General features: G+C 61.4%; 13 protein-coding genes. 7 read left to right on the top strand and 6 right to left on the bottom strand.

The window, feature by feature from the left end; translation table 11 throughout:
- The first annotated feature begins 61 nt into the window (after window positions 1-61).
- Both FYJ85_RS14885 and FYJ85_RS14880 read left to right on the top strand, forming a co-directional pair.
- The gene (locus tag FYJ85_RS14885) at window positions 62-994 is read left to right on the top strand and encodes a helix-turn-helix domain-containing protein (protein WP_154419362.1); all 933 of its coding nucleotides are present in this window, start codon (window positions 62-64) and stop codon (window positions 992-994) included.
- A gap of 33 nt (window positions 995-1027) precedes the next feature.
- On the top strand, window positions 1028-1936 hold the full coding sequence (locus FYJ85_RS14880; protein ID WP_154419361.1) for a DUF4886 domain-containing protein: 909 nt from the start codon (window positions 1028-1030) through the stop codon (window positions 1934-1936).
- Window positions 1937-2002: 66 nt separating this feature from the next.
- Here the strand turns inward: FYJ85_RS14880 and FYJ85_RS14875 are convergent, their stop codons facing one another.
- The 5 genes from FYJ85_RS14875 to FYJ85_RS14855 all read right to left on the bottom strand — a co-directional run bounded on the left by FYJ85_RS14875 (window position 2003) and on the right by FYJ85_RS14855 (window position 10484).
- Window positions 2003-3364 carry a glycoside hydrolase family 1 protein gene (locus tag FYJ85_RS14875; protein WP_158704202.1) on the bottom strand — a complete coding sequence of 454 codons (1362 nt, stop codon included), beginning with the start codon at window positions 3362-3364 and terminating at the stop codon, window positions 2003-2005.
- A 13-nt stretch (window positions 3365-3377) separates the two neighbouring features.
- On the bottom strand, window positions 3378-4250 hold the full coding sequence (locus FYJ85_RS14870) for a D-psicose 3-epimerase (RefSeq protein ID WP_106054700.1): 873 nt from the start codon (window positions 4248-4250) through the stop codon (window positions 3378-3380).
- Window positions 4251-5005: 755 nt separating this feature from the next.
- Complete coding sequence (locus tag FYJ85_RS14865) at window positions 5006-5947, bottom strand: hypothetical protein (protein ID WP_106054699.1); 942 nt, start codon at window positions 5945-5947, stop codon at window positions 5006-5008.
- Window positions 5948-5986: 39 nt separating this feature from the next.
- Entirely contained in the window at window positions 5987-9766 is a 3780-nt protein-coding gene (locus FYJ85_RS14860) for a glycoside hydrolase family 2 protein (RefSeq protein ID WP_154419360.1), read from the bottom strand.
- A gap of 13 nt (window positions 9767-9779) precedes the next feature.
- Window positions 9780-10484 carry a type II secretion system protein gene (locus FYJ85_RS14855; protein ID WP_106055775.1) on the bottom strand — a complete coding sequence of 235 codons (705 nt, stop codon included), beginning with the start codon at window positions 10482-10484 and terminating at the stop codon, window positions 9780-9782.
- A gap of 216 nt (window positions 10485-10700) precedes the next feature.
- Between FYJ85_RS14855 and FYJ85_RS14850 the strand changes: the two genes are divergently transcribed.
- Window positions 10701-11858: a substrate-binding domain-containing protein gene (locus FYJ85_RS14850; protein ID WP_154419359.1), complete on the top strand. Its 1158-nt coding sequence runs from the start codon at window positions 10701-10703 to the stop codon at window positions 11856-11858.
- Window positions 11859-11999: 141 nt separating this feature from the next.
- Window positions 12000-13796 (top strand): glycoside hydrolase family 2 protein, encoded by a 1797-nt coding sequence (locus tag FYJ85_RS14845; protein ID WP_154419358.1) that lies wholly within the window; start codon window positions 12000-12002, stop codon window positions 13794-13796.
- 131 nt (window positions 13797-13927) lie between these two features.
- On the opposite strand, the gene FYJ85_RS14840 is transcribed toward FYJ85_RS14845, so the two are convergent.
- Window positions 13928-14947, bottom strand: coding sequence for a LacI family DNA-binding transcriptional regulator (locus FYJ85_RS14840; protein ID WP_154419357.1), 1020 nt, complete (start codon window positions 14945-14947; stop codon window positions 13928-13930).
- A 165-nt stretch (window positions 14948-15112) separates the two neighbouring features.
- Here FYJ85_RS14840 and FYJ85_RS14835 point away from each other — a divergent pair, with 165 nt between their 5' ends.
- From FYJ85_RS14835 to FYJ85_RS14825, 3 genes are all read left to right on the top strand, one after another.
- Window positions 15113-17398: a glycoside hydrolase family 2 protein gene (locus tag FYJ85_RS14835; protein WP_154419356.1), complete on the top strand. Its 2286-nt coding sequence runs from the start codon at window positions 15113-15115 to the stop codon at window positions 17396-17398.
- 74 nt (window positions 17399-17472) lie between these two features.
- Complete coding sequence (locus FYJ85_RS14830) at window positions 17473-18231, top strand: prepilin-type N-terminal cleavage/methylation domain-containing protein (protein WP_106054693.1); 759 nt, start codon at window positions 17473-17475, stop codon at window positions 18229-18231.
- Window positions 18232-18243: 12 nt separating this feature from the next.
- Window positions 18244-19305, top strand: a complete 1062-nt coding sequence (locus FYJ85_RS14825) for a metallophosphoesterase family protein (protein WP_154419355.1) — start codon at window positions 18244-18246, stop codon at window positions 19303-19305.

Below are 19305 nucleotides of genomic sequence, written 5' to 3'. Positions count from 1 at the left end.
GACCTTGACGATCTGTTCACAAAGAGGTATAATATGGTCAAAATAACCCCGGAGAGTGGCGATGGAGCTGAAACAGTACAACTTCGTCCGCGGCGACAAGCTGTTTTCGTCGGAGAAGATGAGCGTCTGCCTCGTGAACTGGAACTACGGCCAGATCAGCGAATTCATGCACTATCACGATTTCCACGAGCTCGTCTACGTCCGCAGCGGTTCCGGCATTCACATCACCGAGGAGGGGCGCTGCCCGATCCACCGCGGCGACGTGTTCCTGATCAAGCCGTACAGCCCGCACACCTATGAGGAGCTGAAGAACCTGGAGCTCGCCAACTTCATCTACCGGCACGACTCGCTCGAGCCGCAGCTGCTGGATCTGCGTGAATCGGCCGGCTACCGCAGCTTTTTCGAGAGCGAACCGGTGAAGCCCGGCAGACTGCGGAGCTGCAGCCGGGCGGTCCTCAGCAACGAGCAGCTGCAGCGGACCGAAGAGATCATCCTTCAGATCCTGCGCGAAGAAGAGCTGCGGCAGGAGGGCTGGATGTGCATGGTCGCGGCGCTGTTCCTGCAGTTCGCCGGAATCGTCTGCCGCGCCTGCCCGGCCTCCCGCCGGGAAGAGAACGACCGCAGCCTGAAATTCCGCCGGATTCTGAATTACCTCGACGAGCACAGCGGCCGGACCATCCGGCTCGACACCCTCGCCGCCGACTTCGGGCTCTCGAAATCCTCCCTCCTGCGAATGTTCCGCGAGATGCTCGGAACGAGCCCGATCGACCACCTGCTGAATCTCCGGCTCGAAAAAGGGGCGCGCAGACTGCGCGACGGCAGCGAGAGCATCATCGAAATCGCCGTCGGCTGCGGCTTCGGCGACGGAAATTATTTCAGCAAGATGTTCCGCCGCAAGTTCGGCGTATCGCCGCGCGACTACCGCAAACGGTTCATCGCGGCGGAGTCCATGCAAAATTTGCACAAGCAGTTTGCATTTCCATTCGACCGGTGATACTGTATACAATTCATCAACAGGAGGGATACCATGACTGGAAAGCTCACACTTTCGATTCTGGCGGCGGCGACGCTCACGTTCGGGGCGGCGGCGAAGGAGGTCAAGCTTCTGACCATCGGCAACAGCTTTGCCGACAGCGCGTTCAAGTTTCTGCCGAAAGTCGCGGAGTCTGCCGGCGACAAGGTGATCATGGACCGCGCCAACATCGGCGGCTGTCCGCTCGACAAGCACTGGAAGCTCGTCGAAAAGTCCGAACAGGACCCGGCGGTGAAGCCGTATTACAGGAAATACACGCTCCGCGACAAACTCGAAGCGCAGAAGTGGGATTTCGTCACGATCCAGCAGGCGAGCCACCTTTCCTGGAAACCCGAGAGCTACATGCCCTACGCGAAAAACCTGCAGGAGTATGTGAAAAAGTACGCCCCGCAGGCCGAGCTGGTCATCCAGCAGACCTGGGCCTACCGTTTCGACGACAACCGGCTGAAGTCGTGGAAGATGAGTCAGCGGGAAATGTTCGACAAGCTCGTCGATGCGTATGACCAGGCGGCGGCCGGACTCGGCATCCGGCTGATTCCGACCGGAGAGGCAGTCCAGCTCGCCCGCGAAACCCAGCCGGTCAAGTATGTCGAGTATGATCGCGAGGCGCTGAAGAGCCTGAAATATCCCGACCCGCTTCCGTCCGAAGCCGGTTCGTTCGCCGTCGGCATGAGCTGGGGCAGCCGGAAAAACAAGGCCACCGGAGAAAACGAGCGGTACATCTACAACGACCCGGCCCACCTGAACGACCGCGGCCGTTATCTGCAGGCGTGCGTCTGGTACGGTTTCTTCTTCGACAAGCCGACCTCCGAAATCAAGTTCGTCCCGGAGGGAATCACCGAAGAGGATGCCGCCTTCCTCCGCGCCACCGCGCAGAAGGTCCTCGACGCCCGTAAGAAATAGCACATATTCTCCAGATACCGAGACGGCGCCGGAATCAATTCCGGCGCCGTTTTGTTCCGCGCGGAATCAGTTGGCGGCGATGATGTCGCGGTAGGTGCGGAAGCCCCCCTTGCGGATGCGGGTCAGGTCCGACGGCGTGCAGCGGACCAGGCCGAAGTGACGGGCGTAACCGCTGGTCCATTCGAAATTGTCGAGCAGCGTCCAGCAGAAATAACCGCGCACATCGACGCCATCCTCATCCCGGGCCGCGAGACAGGACGCGGTGTACGCTTTGAGATACTCCTGGCGCATGGTGTCGTTGAGCGCGCTCTCCACGTCCGGTTCCGGGCAGGAACAGCCGTTTTCGGTCACATACACCGGAATCCCCGGATAGCGTTCGCCGACCCAGTTCAGCATTTTGCGCAACCCCCACGGCACGATGCTCCAGACCATGTCGGTCTGCACCCACGCCGGGTCGACAGACAGGAACACATCCTGGTCGGCGATCATGCCTCCGTTGCCGTTCGGCCCGATGTCGCAGCCGACCGCCGGAGGCTCGGCGGAGGCGTAGAGCGTGGTATAATGGTTGAGCCCGAGAAAGTCCACGCTGCCCGCGACGAATTTCCGTTCGTCCGAAGTGAACTCCGGCAGCCGGCAGCCGAGTTTTTCACGCATCATCTCCGGATACTCGCCGAATACGAGCGGGTCCGTAAACCAGCCGTAGAAGAACTGCAGCGCCCGTTCAGCCGCCTGCCGGTCCGCCTCCGCCCCGGTCAGCGGCTCCCGCCAGTCGCAGTTGTTGGCGATGCCGATCTGCCCGTCGAAGCCCCCCTCGCGGAAGGTTCGCGCCGCCATGGCGTGCGCGAGCAGGAGATTGTGGGCGGCCAGATACGGCTGCTCCGAATCCCGGCGTCCCGGCGGGAACGCGCCGAGCCCGTAGCCGATGACCGCCGAACACCACGATTCATTCAGCGTGATCCAGTGCCTGACCCGGTCGCCGAAAGCCTCGAAGCAGATTCCGGCATAACGGGCGAACGCCTCCGCCGTCTGCCGCGAAAGCCAGCCGTCGGCGACGAACTGATTGATGACCGGCAAATCCCAGTGGTAGAGCGTCGGATACGGCTGAATGCCGTACTCGAGCAGCGTATCGATCAGATCGCTGTAAAAGGCGATGCCGGCCGGATTGGGCGCTCCGACGCCGTCCGGAACGATCCGCGGCCATGCGATCGAGAAACGGTAGCCGGTAACGCCGAGCTCCGCCATGAGCTTGACGTCCTCCCGGTAACGGTGATAGTGGTCGCAGGCGATGTCGGCGGTGTCGCCGTTCAGGATTTTGCCGGGCGTGCGCGTGTAGACATCCCAGGTCGAGAGCCCGCGGCCCCCTTCGGAGGTGGCGCCTTCGATCTGAAATGCGGAACTGGAGACGCCCCATACGAATTCATTCTTCATAGCAGTCCATCCTTCAGAGAGTTTCAAACATATAACGTTCAAATTCGAGTGCGGACGCCGCATCGGCATCGAGCCGCGCTTCATCGGCGCCGCAGCTGATGTCGCGCCAGATTTTGATATCGCTGCCGACGGTGCCGCCCATGCGGACGAAAGGTTCCATGACCACACTGCCCCGGTAGTCGATGTCGCGGAGCGCGCAGGCGATTTCATGCCACGGGGTGCGCCCTTTGCCGGGAACCCGTCGGTTGCATTCGCCGGTGTGAAAATGCCCGAGCACGCCCTTCGCGGAGCGGATCGCGCCGCCGATGTCGTCCTCTTCGATATTCATATGGAAGGTGTCGAGCATGACCTTGACGGCCGGCACATCGACTTCGCGCACGAACGCCACTCCCTCGGCGGCGGTGTTGAGCAAATACCCCTCGAAGCGGTTCAGGACCTCGAGACAGTAATCCACGCCGCAATCGCGGGCGACCCTGCCGACTTCGCGGACGTTTGCGACGCTGCGGGCCCAGTCTCCGGCCTTGTCGACCGGCCTGGAGTAATCGACCGGCCAGTAGCTGTAAATGCCGCCGCCGATGGTGTGGATATCGAGGATCTCAAGTTTCCTGAGCAGATCGACATAGAACTTTTTCGCGCCGGCAGCTACGGCCGGATCGGCGCTGGCGAGGTTCTGAGAGGCGTTCGGGCCGTGTCCGGCAGTCAGGAAAATGCCGTGGTCGGCGGCGCATTTCCTGAGGTCGGCGAGTTTTGACGCGGAGTACTCCGGCAGCGGGGTGCAGGCAATCTCGAGACAATCGAACCCGAGCCGGGCCGCCTTTTCAATATACTTGAAATAGTCGGCGGTCCACTCCTGTTCCCAGTAGGCGTAATAAATTCCGTATTTCATGCGCTTCATCCTCCCTGAATGGATTCGGATTCAGCAATAGTATAACATCGTTTTCCGTTTTTTTCATGGACCGAACGACAGAATAAAGAAAAATTTCGATTTTCCTTCCGCTGAGAGCGGCGCAACGAAAAACCGCCGCCCGGCACGGCGACCGGACGGCGGCGAATGCGGCGATGCTCACCAGCGGTAGTAACGATACGGATCGTCCGAGGCGACCGGCACATCGGTATAGAACGCGCGTGCGGCTGCGGAATTCTGAGGTGCTGCGTACCGGGGATGCCGCCGAGAAGGCAGATATCGTTGCAACGAACGACCAGAACGTTTTTCCCGGATTTCAGCACTCCGGGAGCAATCCGATGCGTCCGGGGGAACTCCCGGTAATCCTTCGGATTCGACTGTCTGGTGACCTCTCCAGCCGACCGGCCGTTAAACCACGTCCACGATTCATCGTCGATCGGGCCGAACTGCAATTCGCACTCCACACCGGCCCCCCCCTTCGGCAGCTCAAATTCAAGCCGGTACCAGAACAGCCCGCCGAAACCGGCCAGGTCGGCAAACTGCGCGCCGAAATTACCGGGGACCCACCCGGACGCCGCGCCATTCGATGCCGGGCCGGGACTCCGGCTTCATGAATCCGCGTTTCCGGCCTTTATCTTCCGGATCGGCGAGGCCGATCCAGCGACCGTCCGGCAACTCATAGTTCAGGTTGCCGCGATTGCCGTCGAGACAGCAGACCTGCCGCCGGAAGCAACGGTCTATTTCATTTCGTCAAGTTCGAGAGTGAGTTTTTTGAACTCGACCTTGCCGGAGGAGCCGAAGTTGGCCGGTTCGAATGCGAGGCTCGTCGCCCCCTCCGGGATTTCATAGACGCGGCTGCATTCAATCCAACCGGTGGTTCCCGTTCCGGCAAAGATTGCCGGCCAATCACCGACTCCGCCTTTCGGACCGTAGAAACGCATGGCGACACGCGCGTTTTTCCAATCGGCATCGCCAGGCTTTACATCGGTAAGTTTCCATTGCATGGTGAATTTCAGCGATTTCCACTCCGGCGCGACTGGGATGCTCAAGCGACAGTTGCCGGTTCCATTGATCGTTATGCAGAGTTCGCCGTCCTGCACGGTCGCTCTGACTGCGCCTTTATCAAACCCCTCTCCCGGGATTCCATTCGGATTTGGCGACAGCAGCAGATTCCGTGGCGCTTCTTCAAGCATGAGGTTGCGAAACACGGCTTTTCCGGAGACGCCGAAATGGGCCGGCTCAACCAGCAGCAGGACCGCTCCCGCCGGAACGTTGTAGACGCGGCTGCACTTCTGCGTGCCGTTTCCCGAAACCGCGAAGACGGCGGGCCAGGCGCCGGCCTGTTTCCCGGCGCTGTCTAGAAAGCGCATGGCAATACGCCCGTTCTGCCACCCCTCCTGACCGGGTACGAGATTTTCGCCCGCGAGCTCCCCGGAGAGCAGCAGACGGCGATGGTCCGGCGTAATGTAAACGCTGTACTGGAGGGAACCCGGCTTTGTGAAATCGACGTTGAGCTTTCCGTCACTGACAGCGACAGTCGCGCCTTCCGGCGCCCTGCGTCCGTCAGGAAGCCCGTTCGGGAGCGTGTGGGCGAGCAACAGGTTTTCCGCAGAAGCGGCAAAGACAGTTCCGCCGAACAGTAACGCGAAAACAACAATTTTCAGACGATGGTAATTCATATGGGGCATGTCCTTATATGATATGTTGATTTTGTCAGCTTACCAATGATAATAACGGTACGGGTCATCTCCGGCGATCGGATTCTGCAGATAATAGCTGCCGAGCCAGGGATCTTTTACCGGTTGGGAGCTGAAACGCTCGAGCAGCGCAGAACCGGAAGCGATTCCGGCGTTCCGCAGGATTTGTGATACGAGGAACGTGCGCCTCCGAAAGCTGGAGCGCAGCCGGAAAAATTCTTCCGGGTTCAGCATCGAGGGAATCACTCCCACAATAACCGCCGTTCCTTTGCCGATTTTTTTGACCGTGAGTTCCCTGCCGTCGACCGTCGCGTAGTCGAGGCGGGTCTGGAACGCAGTGTCGAGGTTCGAGATCCCGCGCAGCTCGGGGGCGGAAAGATCGGCCATCTGTGACGGGCGGTTCTTCGCCGTTGCGATGTCCAGTTGCGGCAACAATTGCCCAAGCTCCGCTTCAGAGAGTCCGAATGCAAGCACGGTCTTTCCGGATTCAACAGAGCCGGTGAGGTCGGGATACGACTTTGCACCGGGGCCCGCGACGATAACATCCGCGTCGGGCTGCTCACCTTCGAGTTTCAGCGATGAGAGAAAAGCCTGGAATTCCGGCCCCGCGATGATCCGGAATGAACGGTAGTGCGGTATCTCTGCCCGGCGGATATAGTCAAGCAGGTTCGCCGCGAGGCGCTTTGCAGCGGGCTCCGGTTCGGTGCGGCCGGTTACCTCCACCTGGCAGAAAAGAATGCGCCCCCTGCCTTCCTTGTATTCGAGCAACGGCGCATACTGCAGCGCAAAGCCGCCGTCCGCGAGCGGCGTGAAGTTGCCGATGGAGGGTTTCTCGATCAGGGCCTGCGCGACGGTCCCACGGTTGCGGCAACGCCAGACCCGGGTATTTTTGAAGCCGCACCATTGCCACTCCGGACAGAAAAACTGGTCGTAGTCGAGGTATGGGGCGAGCAGCGTCGCTTCGCCACGCCAGTCTGCGAGCAGTTCCCCCGGAAGTCCCGCGAGCGCCGGATGCGCGGCATCGCGCGGGAAGAGCCGCCGCAACCCGTATTCGTTGTAACGGAACCCGAGGCGTTCAAGTACCGCCGTCGGCTGTTCGAAAACCAGTACGTTGAGCCCGTCGCGGACCGCATCGAGGTTCGGCAGCGGCTCTGCCGCTGTGAGCGCTTCGCGTCCGATCACAAGGGTTTTGACTCCTTTCAGGCTCGTGGAGCGCGAGATCCGGCGATACGGGATTTTCAGCTCATCGAGCAGTTTTGCGGTCATCCCTTTCGGATCGTACAGCGCGACCGGCTGTGCGGCGGCGGGAGATGGAGGGAGCGGCGACATCACATCGATTCGAAACGCGTGGCGGCGGCGTTCGCCGTTGTCGAAACGGAAATTTGCAGCAAGTTCATATGAGCCCGGGGCGAGTGAAGCGGGCAGGAAAGTTTTCACAGGAATAACGGCTTTCCGTCCCGGCCCGATAGTGACTTTACCGCGGATGGCGGGAGCATTGACCTTGCGGATCCACAGCTCATAGGAGCATTCGGCCGGCTTTCGGGTGTCGTTCAGGATCACAAGCTGCTTTTCGACTGTTTCGCCGGGGAGATAGACATGCTCCTTTGTCGTGAAACTTTTTCCCCCGCCAATCCAGGCGATAAGCGGCTGATTCCACTCTTTGATGGCTTCACCGAGCGGGCTCAGGCGGAATTGCCCTTTGTGGGCGGTGAGAATATAGTCGCCCCAGTTGAAAAAGTCGGGAACGAGGCCGGGACGGTTCAGCCGCTCCAGCCGGCCGGGATTTTCCACCGCGCCGAACGTGCCGGGATTCGGGGCGTAAAACGCGTAATCGTCCCACGGCAGCAGAAGCCCGATGTTCCACGCTCGCATTGCCGGGAGGTTGTCGCGGAAATAGTCGGCCTGCAGCCGGATCACGCCCGGCAGCCGCCCCGCAATGGAAGAGAGCGTATGCCAGCTTGTCGGTCTGTCGCCGAGCGCGACAAGCTTATCGAGCAGCTTTTCGCGTTCCGGTGTCCACTCCGCAGCGGAATCGCCGTAGAGGTCCGCCGCGTATTCCGCGTCCCAGACCGTCATGACGTCGTTCGCGGCCCAGATGAACTTCGGCCAGCGGTAGCTCGAAAACGACGCGATGTGCGGAAGCCCCCATTCGACGAATGAGAGCGGATATTTTCCTTTTGCACAGAATGTTTCGAGCCAGTCGCTGCGCTCCTGTGCCGGTGCCCAGTTCAAATAGCAGTTCAGCGAATAGTGGCCGCCGAGACTGCCGGAGGCATGGCTGTAGACCGGACGGGTGGGGTCGAGTTTCGCAACCCGTTCCTGCGCCGCGAGGAAGTTGCGGCGGCTCGGCTCCTTCATCCTGACTTCGCCTTCACTGTCCGCACGCTTGTATTCGCCGCCGAGACGCAGCGGATTCTGATCGCCCCACGCGCCGCCGTGGTTGTGATTCGTAACCCAGAGGATGATCGACGGATGGTTGCGGTATTTGCGGATCAGATATCCGGCCATCGCTTCAAAACGGTCGGCGTTCTCCTTTACGGTCAGGTCGCCGAACTGCCACGGATGCGGCAGCGAAACGCTGTGCAGGTGGCCGGATTCATCCGCGGCTTCGAAGCTGCCGCGCAGATAATTCGTTTCGCCCTCCGCGAAGTTGTAGTTGCGGCTGATCGAGAAGTTGAAGCCGAGCTCGCGCAGGCGCCGGTACGCTTCAAGCGCGCTCTCTTTCGACGCCTTGTCGGGCATCCAGAATGCGCTGTAATTCGGCAGGTGGTAGGCGCGCAGGTGGATGACCGAGCCGTTCAGCATGTAGTTCTGCCCGTCGATGCCGAATTCGCGGAAGCCGAACCGTTCGGGGAGCGTCTCATCGACGGTTTCCCCGCCGGAACGCAACGTGAGCTTCGCCGTGTAGAGATTCTGCGGAGTGTCGAGGTCCCAGAGCTGCGGATCGGGCCATGCGGCGGTGAATGCGAAGCGTCCTCCCTTCAGCTCCTTCGCCGTGAACGGCGGGCTGTCGAAGCTCCGGACCGCTTTCCCGTCGCGGTCGAAGATCTCGGCCCTGACCGTGTAGGTGCGCCCCGGGACGAGCCCCGCGTATTCGCTCGCGAAAGTGATGCTTCTGCTGCGAACGCTCGTGATGAAGTGCGTGCCGTCGATACGGGCGGCGGGAACGGTTTCGAGGAACACATCGCCTGTGATTCCCTTGTTTTTGACCTTGGCCGCGACCTTCGTCACGTTGTTGCCGTCCATCACGACATAATGCTCTTCCGCAAGCGGCACGGCGCTGAGCCGGATTTCGAGCGTCTGCTCATTGCCGGGTGCGACGTATGGCGTCAGTTCGAGTTTTCCGCCCGGAAAAACGATCTCCCCGGCTTTTTTCCCGTCGACATAGACTGTCGCCCTCGTCTGGAGCTGCTCGATATCGAGCAGGACCTGTTTCCCCTGTGCGCCGGCGGGAACAGTGAAACTGCGGCGGTACCAGGCTGTGTGCCAGCTGGCCGCATTTTTCATCATCTCCGGCGGCAGCAGCGGCTGAAATGAATTGGTCCGGCCGCCGCCCTGCGGCCAGACGCCGGGAACCTTGAAGTAGCCCCAGCCGGTTCCGGCTGCGGGCGGCGCGTCGGAGAGCTTCTCGTCCGGGGAAAGCGGACGGAAACGCCAGAGCCCGTTCAGGCACTGCCGTTCGCGTGTCGTGCTGTGTTCGGTGAAGGGGGCGTCGAGTCCGAGGCTGAAATCCGCCGCGGCAAGCAGAGATGAAAGGGAAATCGCCGCGAGCGCAGCGGCAAGGCAGAAGAAGAAGCGCATGAGGAGGACTCCGTCAGAAATTGGCTTTGTTCGGGTTGAAGGGCTGGATCAGCTCCCACCAGCCGGGGGTGCCGGGCAGATAGCGGTGTTCTCCGACATGGCCGTCCGCGAAGGCGATGTTGCTGCTCATCCCGGGGTGGCGGAAACTGATGACGGTGACTTTCCCGGAGGGGCTGACATTGTATTCGCCGGGCTGGTCGCCGCTGATGTCGGAGGTTACCCACCAGAACGACTGGCTGTTGCCGTCGGTCCAGACAATCTGCTTCGATGGAAAGAAAAGCCGGTCGAGCTTGTAGGGAGGCTTCCGCCCGCCGTGCGCGAAATTCGTCGTTTCCGGAATCGTCAGGTAATTGTTGACAGCGTAACTGAATTCCCACTTGCGCCAGTCGGCGGGGACTCCATTCCAGTCAAGATTGAACGGTTTGATATTGGCCGGACAGATCCATGCTTTTGCATCCCGCATATAGCCGCCGTCCCGCAGTCGCCCTTGAATGATGACCCGTTCCTGGCCGCTTCCGTCCCGGTGGATCATATATCCGCTGTTGTCGTTCGCATAAAAGACCGTACCGAGCATAATCTGCTTTATATTTGACTTGCAGGAGGTTGCGCGGGCCCGGTCCCGTGCACGGTTCAGAGCGGGCAACAGCATGGATGCGAGGATTGCGATGATCGCAATTACGACCAGCAGCTCGATCAGGGTAAATGAATTCCGTCTCATCACTAATGACTCCTTTTTGATTCGGGGTTCTCTGAGTATCCATGTTTAATTATACCGGATCAGTATAAATTAGTCAATATATTGATTTATCGATAAGGTATATTATTTGTTCCGAAAACGGTAAAATTTCCTGCCGGCACACTTGATATCCTTCCGGATCTTCAATATATTAAACGGTGCGGGCCGGAGAAATCGCCGGCAGAAGGGAGACCGCCGGTGAAAAATATTCTCTGCGCCCTGATGGAGCCGAACGAGGAACTTCTGAAGCGGATTTACGAATACGGCCGGAAGCACGACTGGCAGATCGAACGCTGCGGGCGGCAGGTCCCTGACCGCTGGTCCGGCGACGGGATCATATCGGACTATCTCGAACTTCCGGATTTTGCTCCGATCGAACGCTTTCAATCGACTCCCGCCGTATCGCGGCTGCTGCCGCCGCGCGGAAACATCCGGACAATCCGGCCCGATACGATGCGGATCGCGGAGATGATCGTCGATTATTTCATGAACAAAGGCTTCACCAGGTTCGCCACCGCCGTGCCGCGAATTTTACAGGAAGACCTCGACGGCAAGCCGCGCGACGTGCTGGAGGCCGTACGGCGCGTACTGGAGTCGCGCGGACTGCAGTTCCGCTGCTGTCTCTGGGAAGAAGAGCTGCCGAAAGCCGACTGGAACGACTACCGCAAACGGCGGAAGCTGCTGCAGCGTTTTTTCATGGAAATTCCCCGGCCGTTCGCATTCATCCTCTCTTCAAGCAGCGTACTGCCGATCATTTACCGCGTCCTGCACGACGCCGGGCTGCGGGTCCCGGAGGAGGTCGCCGTACTCAGCAACACCGATGACTGGAGCGTGACGGAAAACGCATTCGTGCCGACGTCCTACATCAGCGGCGAATTTCCGGAACTCGGCCGCAAACTGGTCGAACTGCTGGCCCGGATGATGGATGGAGAAGCCGTGCCGGAGACGCCGATCTACGCAACGCCTTCTTCGATCATCTCGCGCCGCAGCACCGACACGCTTGCCGTGGCGGACATCCGGCTGGCGAAGGCGGTCGGCTTCTTTCTCCAGAATTATATGAATTTCATCAGCGTCGAGGATGCCGTGCGGGTCGCAGGCGTCTCGCGCGGACTGCTCACCCGGCTGTTCCAGCGGCAGTTCGGCAAAAGTCCGCGCCGCTTTCTGCAGGAGATCCGCATGAACCAGATCCGGCATCTGCTCGACGGAACAGAGCTGCCGCTCGCCGAGGTTGCGCGCCAGACGGGGTACGGCTCCGACATGGCGCTGTCGCTCGCCTTCAAGCGCGAGACCGGCATTACGCCCGGCCGTTACCGCGAATCCCGCCGCCGGATGCCGCAAGGAGAGCCCAAGCCATGAAAATATCGCGAGAAAAGCAATTTTACGCATCGAATTGACGATTTTTCACATTCACAAAATCATTTGCGGGAGTATATTGATTCATGACATCGTGGAATTATTTCGGCAGGAAACGATTTTAATACAGGAGGCCCGAGTGCTATGAGTTCCATTCCGCGTCCCGAATACCCCCGGATGCAGTTCCGCCGGGAGGATTCCTGGCTCAATTTGAACGGCGAATGGCGTTGCCGGTTCGACTTCGGCAAAACCGGCGTCGAACGGAGCTGGCAGGAGAAAACCGATGCGTACGACCGCACCATTCTCGTGCCGTTCTGCCCGGAGAGCACGCTCTCCGGCATCGGTTACACCGACTTCATCGAGTCGATTTTCTATGCGCGGCGCTTCACCATCCCCGCGGAATGGGCCGGGAAAACCGTCCTGCTGCATTTCGGCGCAGTCGACTATGCGGCAACCGTCTGGATCGACGGCCGGGAGGCCGGACGGCATCAGGGCGGTTCGGCGAGCTTCACCTTCGACATCACCGCGTTCGCCAGGCCCGGCGTCGAACAGACCGTCGTGGTTCACGCACTGGACGAACTGCGCTCGGGCTGCCAGGGCGGCGGCAAGCAGTCGTACGGCCCGTATTCGGCCGGCTGCCACTACACGCGGGTGACCGGCATCTGGCAGACGGTATGGCTCGAAGCGGTCGATCCGGCCGCGCTGGCGTCGTGCCGGATCACGCCGGGCGCCGATGCGGGAGTCTTTGCGCTCGAGCCGCGCTTCCGGCTCGACCGGCGCGGCTTCACCTTCACTGCCATTCTTTCGGCGGAAGGCAGGGAGCTGACCCGGGTGACGGTTCCGGCCGCAACCGGAGTGCCGGTCACCGTCCCGGTGCCGTCGCCGCGCCTCTGGTGTCCCTCTGACCCGTTCCTGTACGATTTCGTCTTTGAAGTGCGGAATGAAAACGGCGGACTGATCGACCGGGTCGAGAGCTATGCGGGGCTCCGGAAGGTCCATATCGAAGGAAACATGGTGTACCTGAACAACGAACCGGTGTTCCAGCGGCTCGTGCTCGACCAGGGCTTCTATCCGGACGGAATCTGGACTGCCCCCTCCGACGCGGCCCTGAAGCGGGATATCGAGCTCTCGCTCGAAGCCGGCTTCAACGGCGCGCGCCTGCACCAGAAGGTGTTCGAAGAACGCTACTTCTACTGGGCGGACAAGCTCGGCTACCTGACCTGGGGCGAATATCCGAGCTGGGGGCTGGACTGGCACCTCCCGGAAGCGCGCTACCGCTACCTCGAAGAGTGGCTTGAGGTCATCTCCCGCGATGTGAACCACCCGTCCATCGTCGCCTGGAGCCCGCTCAACGAATCGGCGCACCCGTCGCCGGAAACGCTGGCCATCGCCTACCCCGACCAGGCGACGCTCGAACGCTACCGCACCTTCGTGCGGAACATCTACGACCGCACGAAATGTTTCGATCCGACCCGGCCGGTCAACGATTCGAGCGGCTATATCCATGCCAAGACCGATCTCTGGACCGTCCACCCGTACCGGGCGACCGCCGCGGAGCTGAAGGCCGCGCTGCGCCCGGCCGATTCGGAAGTCATGACCCACGCTCCGAAACACGAATGCGCCTACACCGGGCAGCCGTACATCGTCGACGAGTGGGGCGGCTTCAAGTTCATCCCCGAATCGCACCGGAAAACGGCGCAGGCCGGATGGGGCTATCACGGACTCGACCTCAAGACGCCGGAGGAACTCTGCGCGAAAATCGAGGAACAGGTGGATGTCATGATCGCCGATCCCGGCATCGCCGGTTACTGCTACACGCAGCTGACCGATGTGGAACAGGAGGAAAACGGCGTCTACTGCTACGACCGCACGCCGAAAGTGCCGGGCGGCGACCTGAAACGGATTTTCGGCAAAAAACCCGCCTGGGACAAGACGAAATAGCGGACGATCCGGCGGCGGCCGTATTGATTCCGGCCGCCGCAGCAGCACCTGCCCGCAGAAAAGTCCCGGCAGCCCCGCAGCCCGATATGAAAAAATGCGGGAACCGCCGATGCCGGGACCGGCCAGTTCGGTTACTCCCTCCCCTGCCGCGGCGCTCTGCAGGAGCTGCGGACGACCAGCCGGGTCGGCAGGATTTCGCGGGGGAGCGGCTTGCCGGACTGCAGATACTCGTCCACGGCCCGCGCGGCGAGGAATCCGGCCTGTTCCGCATCGTGGCGGACGGTGGTGAGCGGCGGATCGATGAAAGCCGAAAAAGCGTTGTCGTCGAAACCGATGACCGACAAATCCGCGGGAATCCGGAGCCCCGCCTCCCGCGCGGCGGAGATGGCGCCGAGCGCGATCTCATCGTTGGTGGCCATCAATGCGGTGAACGGCTTTCCGCGCGACAGCAGTTTCCGCATGGCCCGGAAGCCGAACTCCATTTCTCCGCCGCCCTCGATGCCGGAAACCGCCAGCGCGGGGTCGAAACCGATGCCGGCTTCGGCCAGCGCCTCCCGGTAAGCGTCGAACCGTTCGCGGTGATTCGAGGTGGCGGAACGGCTGACGATATAGCCGATCCGGCGGTGGCCGAGACCGATCAGGTAGCGGGCCGCCTCAAGCGAACCCGTGCGTGAATCGTTGTCGATGTAGCCCGATCCCGGAAAGACGACCGTCTCGTCAACCAGCATGACCGGAAGTCCGGAAGCCGAAAGAACCGGGAAATCGGCCGCAAAGCAGGCCGGTACAATCAGGATGACGGCCGAACACTGCTGATCACGAACAAGGTCGAGCAGCCTGCCGCGTCCGCTCTCGGGAACGACGAGCGCCGCGGCCGAAATCGTCCCGCCGCAGACATAACGGCAGATGCCGGAGAGCACCGAGGCCGAATAAGGGGCGAGGTGCGCGCTGCCGGTCACCACCGCCACCCGCGGCAGCCGGCTCGCCGGATAGGCCGGGCGGAAGCGGTATTTTTCGAGCAGGACGCCGACCCGCCGCCGCGTCTCTTCACTCACGCCGGCACGGTTGTTGATCGCACGCGAAACCGCCGACGGCGAAACGCCGAGTTCCGCCGCAATGCTCGAGATGCTGACCGGTTTTATCTTTCTTGCCATGCCATACAATAGACCCGGAATGCCGCATTGCAATTATTTTGCGCAAAATAATCGTTTAAAAGTTCCGTTCCCGGCTTGATTAACGGTTTTGCCGGGATATACTATGGAAAGACGATATTTTGCGCAAAATAAAAACACGACCATTTGCAACAGGCGGAGGCGGCGATGAGACAGGTACTGGAACGGGGTTGGACCCTCACTTTCACACACCCGGAGTCCGGGGAGACGATGACGATTCCGGCGCAGGTTCCGGGCAATGTGATCGCGGACCTGCACCGGGCCGGAGTCGTGCCGGACCCATATTTCGGACTCAATTCCGCCGGGCTGCGGATCTGGGAGTTCGTCGACTTCGAGTACCGGACCGGCTTCCGCGCGCCGGAGACGGAGCCGGGCGAACGGCTCGAACTTGTGCTCGAAGGCGCCGACACGGTCGGCGAGGTACGGTTGAACGGCGACCTGCTCGGCGAACTCGACAACATGTTCATCGAACACCGGTTCGACGTGACCGGCCGGGCCGCCGCCGGGACGGAGAACCGCCTTGCGGTCCTCATCCGCAGCGCAGTCAACGCGGCGCGGAAATTCCACCGCACGCCGGACACCTTCACGCTGGCCTACAATTATGAGGGGCTCTACCTGCGCAAGGCCGGCCACTCCTACGGCTGGGACATCGCGCCGCGCATCGTGGGCGGCGGCCTCTGGCGCGGCGTGTTCCTCGAACAGGTCCCGGCCGACCGCTGGACCGGCGTGCTGCTCTACACGACCCATGCGTCGAAACAATTGGCAAAGCTTGTGCTGGACTGGAACTTCGAGACCGCCGCGGAACGGCTGACCGGCTTCGGGGCGCGCCTTGTGATGAAACATGGAGAGAGCCGGTTCGAGAAGCAGTTCCGCATCGATTTCACCAGCGGCCGGACCGCGTTCGAAATCGCCGATCCGCATCTCTGGAACGTGCGCGGCCACGGCGATCCGGCGCTTTACGACGTGACGCTTGAACTGCTGCATGACGGGGAAACGGTCGCTGTCCGGCGCTTCCGCACCGGAATCCGCACCGTCCGGCTCGACCGGACCGAATCGCTGTCCCCGGGCGGCGACGGAGAGTTCCGCTTCCTGCTGAACGGCGAGCCGCTGTTCGTCCACGGCTCGAACTGGGTTCCGGCCGAGGCGATGCACGGCGAGGCGCGCGACCGCATCCGCAGGGGCCTCGAACTCTTCGCGGACCTCGGCTGCAACATGGTCCGCTGCTGGGGCGGCGGCGTCTACGAGGATCACGACTTTTTCGACTACTGCGACGAGCACGGCATGCTGGTCTGGCAGGATTTCATGCTGGCCTGCCAGCTTCCGCCGCAGGACGACGATTTCGCCCGGAGAATCGAAGCTGAGGCGACGGCGGTCATCCGGAAACTGCGCAATCACCCGTCGCTCGCGCTCTGGTGCGGCGACAACGAGTGCGACGAAGCCGCGCTCTGGTCCGGCGGCGGCGAGAGATTCCCCTCCGCAAACCGGATCACGCGCGAAGTGCTGAAACGCGCCGTGCTCGCCAACGATCCGGACCGGGACTACCTGCCGAGCTCCCCGTACCTGACCGATTCGGCCGTGCGGCTCGGCAACACCGGCAACGCGCCGGAACAGCATCTCTGGGGACCGCGCGACGAATACAAGGGCGACTTCTACCGGTTGAACACGGCGCGGTTCGCGAGCGAAACCGGTTATCACGGCATGCCGTGCGTCGAAAGCCTGAAAAAATTCCTGTCTCCGGACCACCTGTTCCCGAAAACGGACGATCCGGAATACCTGATTCACGCCGCGCAGCCGTACGGAGACCCGTCCGGCCCCTATGCGTACCGGATCAAGCTGCTGCTTGACCAGGTCGAAAACACATTCGGCAGCGTGCCCCGGGAGCTCGATAAGCTCGTCGCCGCATCGCAGGCCGTACAGGCCGAAGCGGTCAAGTTCTTCATCGAGAACTTCCGGTTCCGCAAATGGAACAAGACCGGCATTCTCTGGTGGAACGTCATCGACTGCTGGCCGCAGATTTCGGATGCGGTGGTCGATTACTATTATGAGAAAAAGCTCGCCTATTACTATATCCGTAACGTCCAGCAGCCGGTGCTGCTGATGATGGGGGAGCCCGCCTCGTGGCACTGCGAGCTGCGGCTCGACAACAACCTGCCCGGGCCGGCCGCGGGCCGTTACCGGGTGAGCGACCTGCTGACCGGGGAGGAGATCGCCGCGGGCCGCTACGAATGCGGCGCAAACTGCTGCACCGGACTCGGCGCCATCCGGGTTTCATCCGGAAAACACCGGATGCACCTGCTCGAATGGGAGGTGAACGGCGAATGGAAATGCAGCCACTACCTGCTCGGCCATACTCCGTACGACCTCGACTACTACCTGAAGTGCCGGGATGCGATCTTATCGAAATTGAATATTCCCCTAGCCGGCGCTGAATAGACCGGAGCTATTTTATCAGCCATTCAAACCAGAATTCCCGGGAATGGGTTCCGGGAATCAATCGGAGGAATGGCATGAAGAAGAATTTCACGTTGATAGAGCTCCTCGTCGTCATTGCGATCATCGCGATTCTGGCGGGGATGCTGCTGCCCGCCCTCGGCAAAGCGAGGGCCAGGGGACAGGCGTCCGCCTGCCTCAGCAATGCGAAGCAGATCGGGCTGGCGCTTTCGATGTACACGAATGACAACGGGGATTTCCTGCCGAATTTCAGCGACGGGAATCCCGGCAGCAACCCGATGAAGTTCACGAATCCGTGGCATCAGGCGCTGTCCGGATATATCGCTCCGGAATCGGTCTACAAGGACCCCGATGACCGGATCAGCCCCGAAAAGGGAGTCTGGCGCTGTCCCGGCATCACGCCCGGCGAGATGGAAGGCACCTACTGGGGCGGCGGATACGGCGCGAACCGCACGCTCATGCGGTATGCGTACAGAAACGGCTCCGCCGAGAAACAGGGCTCGACGAAGGTCGGCCGGATCGCCCGGCCGTCCATTACCGCCGCAATCGGCGACTCCGGGCGTCCGGTGGACGTCGCTGGCGGGCAGCCGCTGAATTATGTCGCCTGGATGACCTGGACCACCGGGCCGCAGTCCGGAAGCAACTGGAAAATGCCGTCGGGCGGCGGCCCGAAGTCCGGAACCGAACAGCCCGCCGCACGACACAGCGGCCGGGCCAATATCGTGTTCGCCGACGGCCACGCCGAGTCGGTCGCCTTCGCCGCGTTGAACTCGCTGGACAACAAAGACAGCTATTTCTGCAACTACCTTTACTGAAAGAGTGGAATCATGATAAAAAAACTGTTGTCCGCCGCCCTTCTCTCTGCGGCCGCGCTGCTCGCGGCGGAGGAACCGCTTTACTCCGTCCCGGTGCTCGGAGACTTTCACTACGACCGCCTGGAACTGCATGACGAGGCGTTCATCCGGGAAAAATACCCGCGCGACAGATCGCAGATCATCAATTACACGAAAGCCTCGACCGAATTCGCCCCTCTGCTGCTCGATGCGGTGGCCGGGCAGGTGAACGCCGGAACGCCGTTCGTCATCCAGCTCGGAGATTTCACCGAAGGGCTGTGCGGCAGCCGCGAGCTTCAGGACAGGATGTTCCGCGGCGCGATCGAACAGGTCAAGGCGAAAATCAAAGTTCCGTTTCTCGTGACGAAGGGAAATCACGACATCACCGGCCCGGGAGCGAAGGAATCGTACCGGGAGACGCTGCTGCCGTTTCTGTCCCGGGAACTCGGACGCCCCGTCGGCCGGGCCGATTTCGTGGTGAGGCACGACCGCGACGCATATATTTTCTTCGACTCGATGGAACCCGAACTCGACTGGCTTGAAGAGCAGCTCGCTGCAAACCGCGAAGCCCGCCATCTCTTCGTCGTGACCCATTATCCGGTCATCCCGTTCGAATACCGCGCCGACTGGAGCCTGTTCGCCAAACCGGGCCGGGAAGCGCAGCGCGCGCGGCTCTTCGCGATGCTCGAAAAAGCGGATGCAACCGTGCTGTGCGGCCACCTGCACATGGCGGCGATGATCGAGTACGAAGGCGCGAACGGGACCTTCCGGCAACTGGCCGAAAACAGCGTCATGCGGTCCGCCGAACCGCGGTTCCGCAACGTGCTCGAGGGGGCCGGACACTACACGCCGGAACTGGCGGAGTCGAAACGCTCGACCGGCGCGCAGCTCGAACACCGCAAACGGCTTTTCGCGGCGGCCGCCCCCGGAGTCAGGCGCTTTTTCCGGGCCGGCAGCGAGGGTTACCTGCTGCTGAAGGTATACGCGGACCGGGTGGACGCCGAGTATTACAACGGAACGAACGCGGCTCCGGACAAAGTGATCCGGGTGCGCTGA

This window comes from Victivallis lenta (assembly GCF_009695545.1).
GTDB classification, from domain to species: domain Bacteria; phylum Verrucomicrobiota; class Lentisphaeria; order Victivallales; family Victivallaceae; genus Victivallis; species Victivallis lenta.
This window is presented reverse-complemented; position numbering and strand designations above follow the sequence as displayed.

Bases quoted from the DNA above. Each gene is read 5' to 3' on its own strand.
- FYJ85_RS14865 (WP_106054699.1), bottom strand. From the start codon at position 5,947: ATGAATTACCATCGTCTGAAAATTGTTGTTTTCGCGTTACTGTTCGGC.
- FYJ85_RS14835 (WP_154419356.1), top strand. From the start codon at position 15,113: ATGAGACAGGTACTGGAACGGGGTTGGACCCTCACTTTCACACACCCG.
- FYJ85_RS14885 (WP_154419362.1), top strand. From the start codon at position 62: ATGGAGCTGAAACAGTACAACTTCGTCCGCGGCGACAAGCTGTTTTCG.
- FYJ85_RS14830 (WP_106054693.1), top strand. From the start codon at position 17,473: ATGAAGAAGAATTTCACGTTGATAGAGCTCCTCGTCGTCATTGCGATC.
- FYJ85_RS14855 (WP_106055775.1), bottom strand. From the start codon at position 10,484: ATGAGACGGAATTCATTTACCCTGATCGAGCTGCTGGTCGTAATTGCG.
- FYJ85_RS14880 (WP_154419361.1), top strand. From the start codon at position 1,028: ATGACTGGAAAGCTCACACTTTCGATTCTGGCGGCGGCGACGCTCACG.
- FYJ85_RS14840 (WP_154419357.1), bottom strand. From the start codon at position 14,947: ATGGCAAGAAAGATAAAACCGGTCAGCATCTCGAGCATTGCGGCGGAA.
- FYJ85_RS14860 (WP_154419360.1), bottom strand. From the start codon at position 9,766: ATGCGCTTCTTCTTCTGCCTTGCCGCTGCGCTCGCGGCGATTTCCCTT.
- FYJ85_RS14870 (WP_106054700.1), bottom strand. From the start codon at position 4,250: ATGAAATACGGAATTTATTACGCCTACTGGGAACAGGAGTGGACCGCC.
- FYJ85_RS14825 (WP_154419355.1), top strand. From the start codon at position 18,244: ATGATAAAAAAACTGTTGTCCGCCGCCCTTCTCTCTGCGGCCGCGCTG.
- FYJ85_RS14845 (WP_154419358.1), top strand. From the start codon at position 12,000: ATGAGTTCCATTCCGCGTCCCGAATACCCCCGGATGCAGTTCCGCCGG.
- FYJ85_RS14875 (WP_158704202.1), bottom strand. From the start codon at position 3,364: ATGAAGAATGAATTCGTATGGGGCGTCTCCAGTTCCGCATTTCAGATC.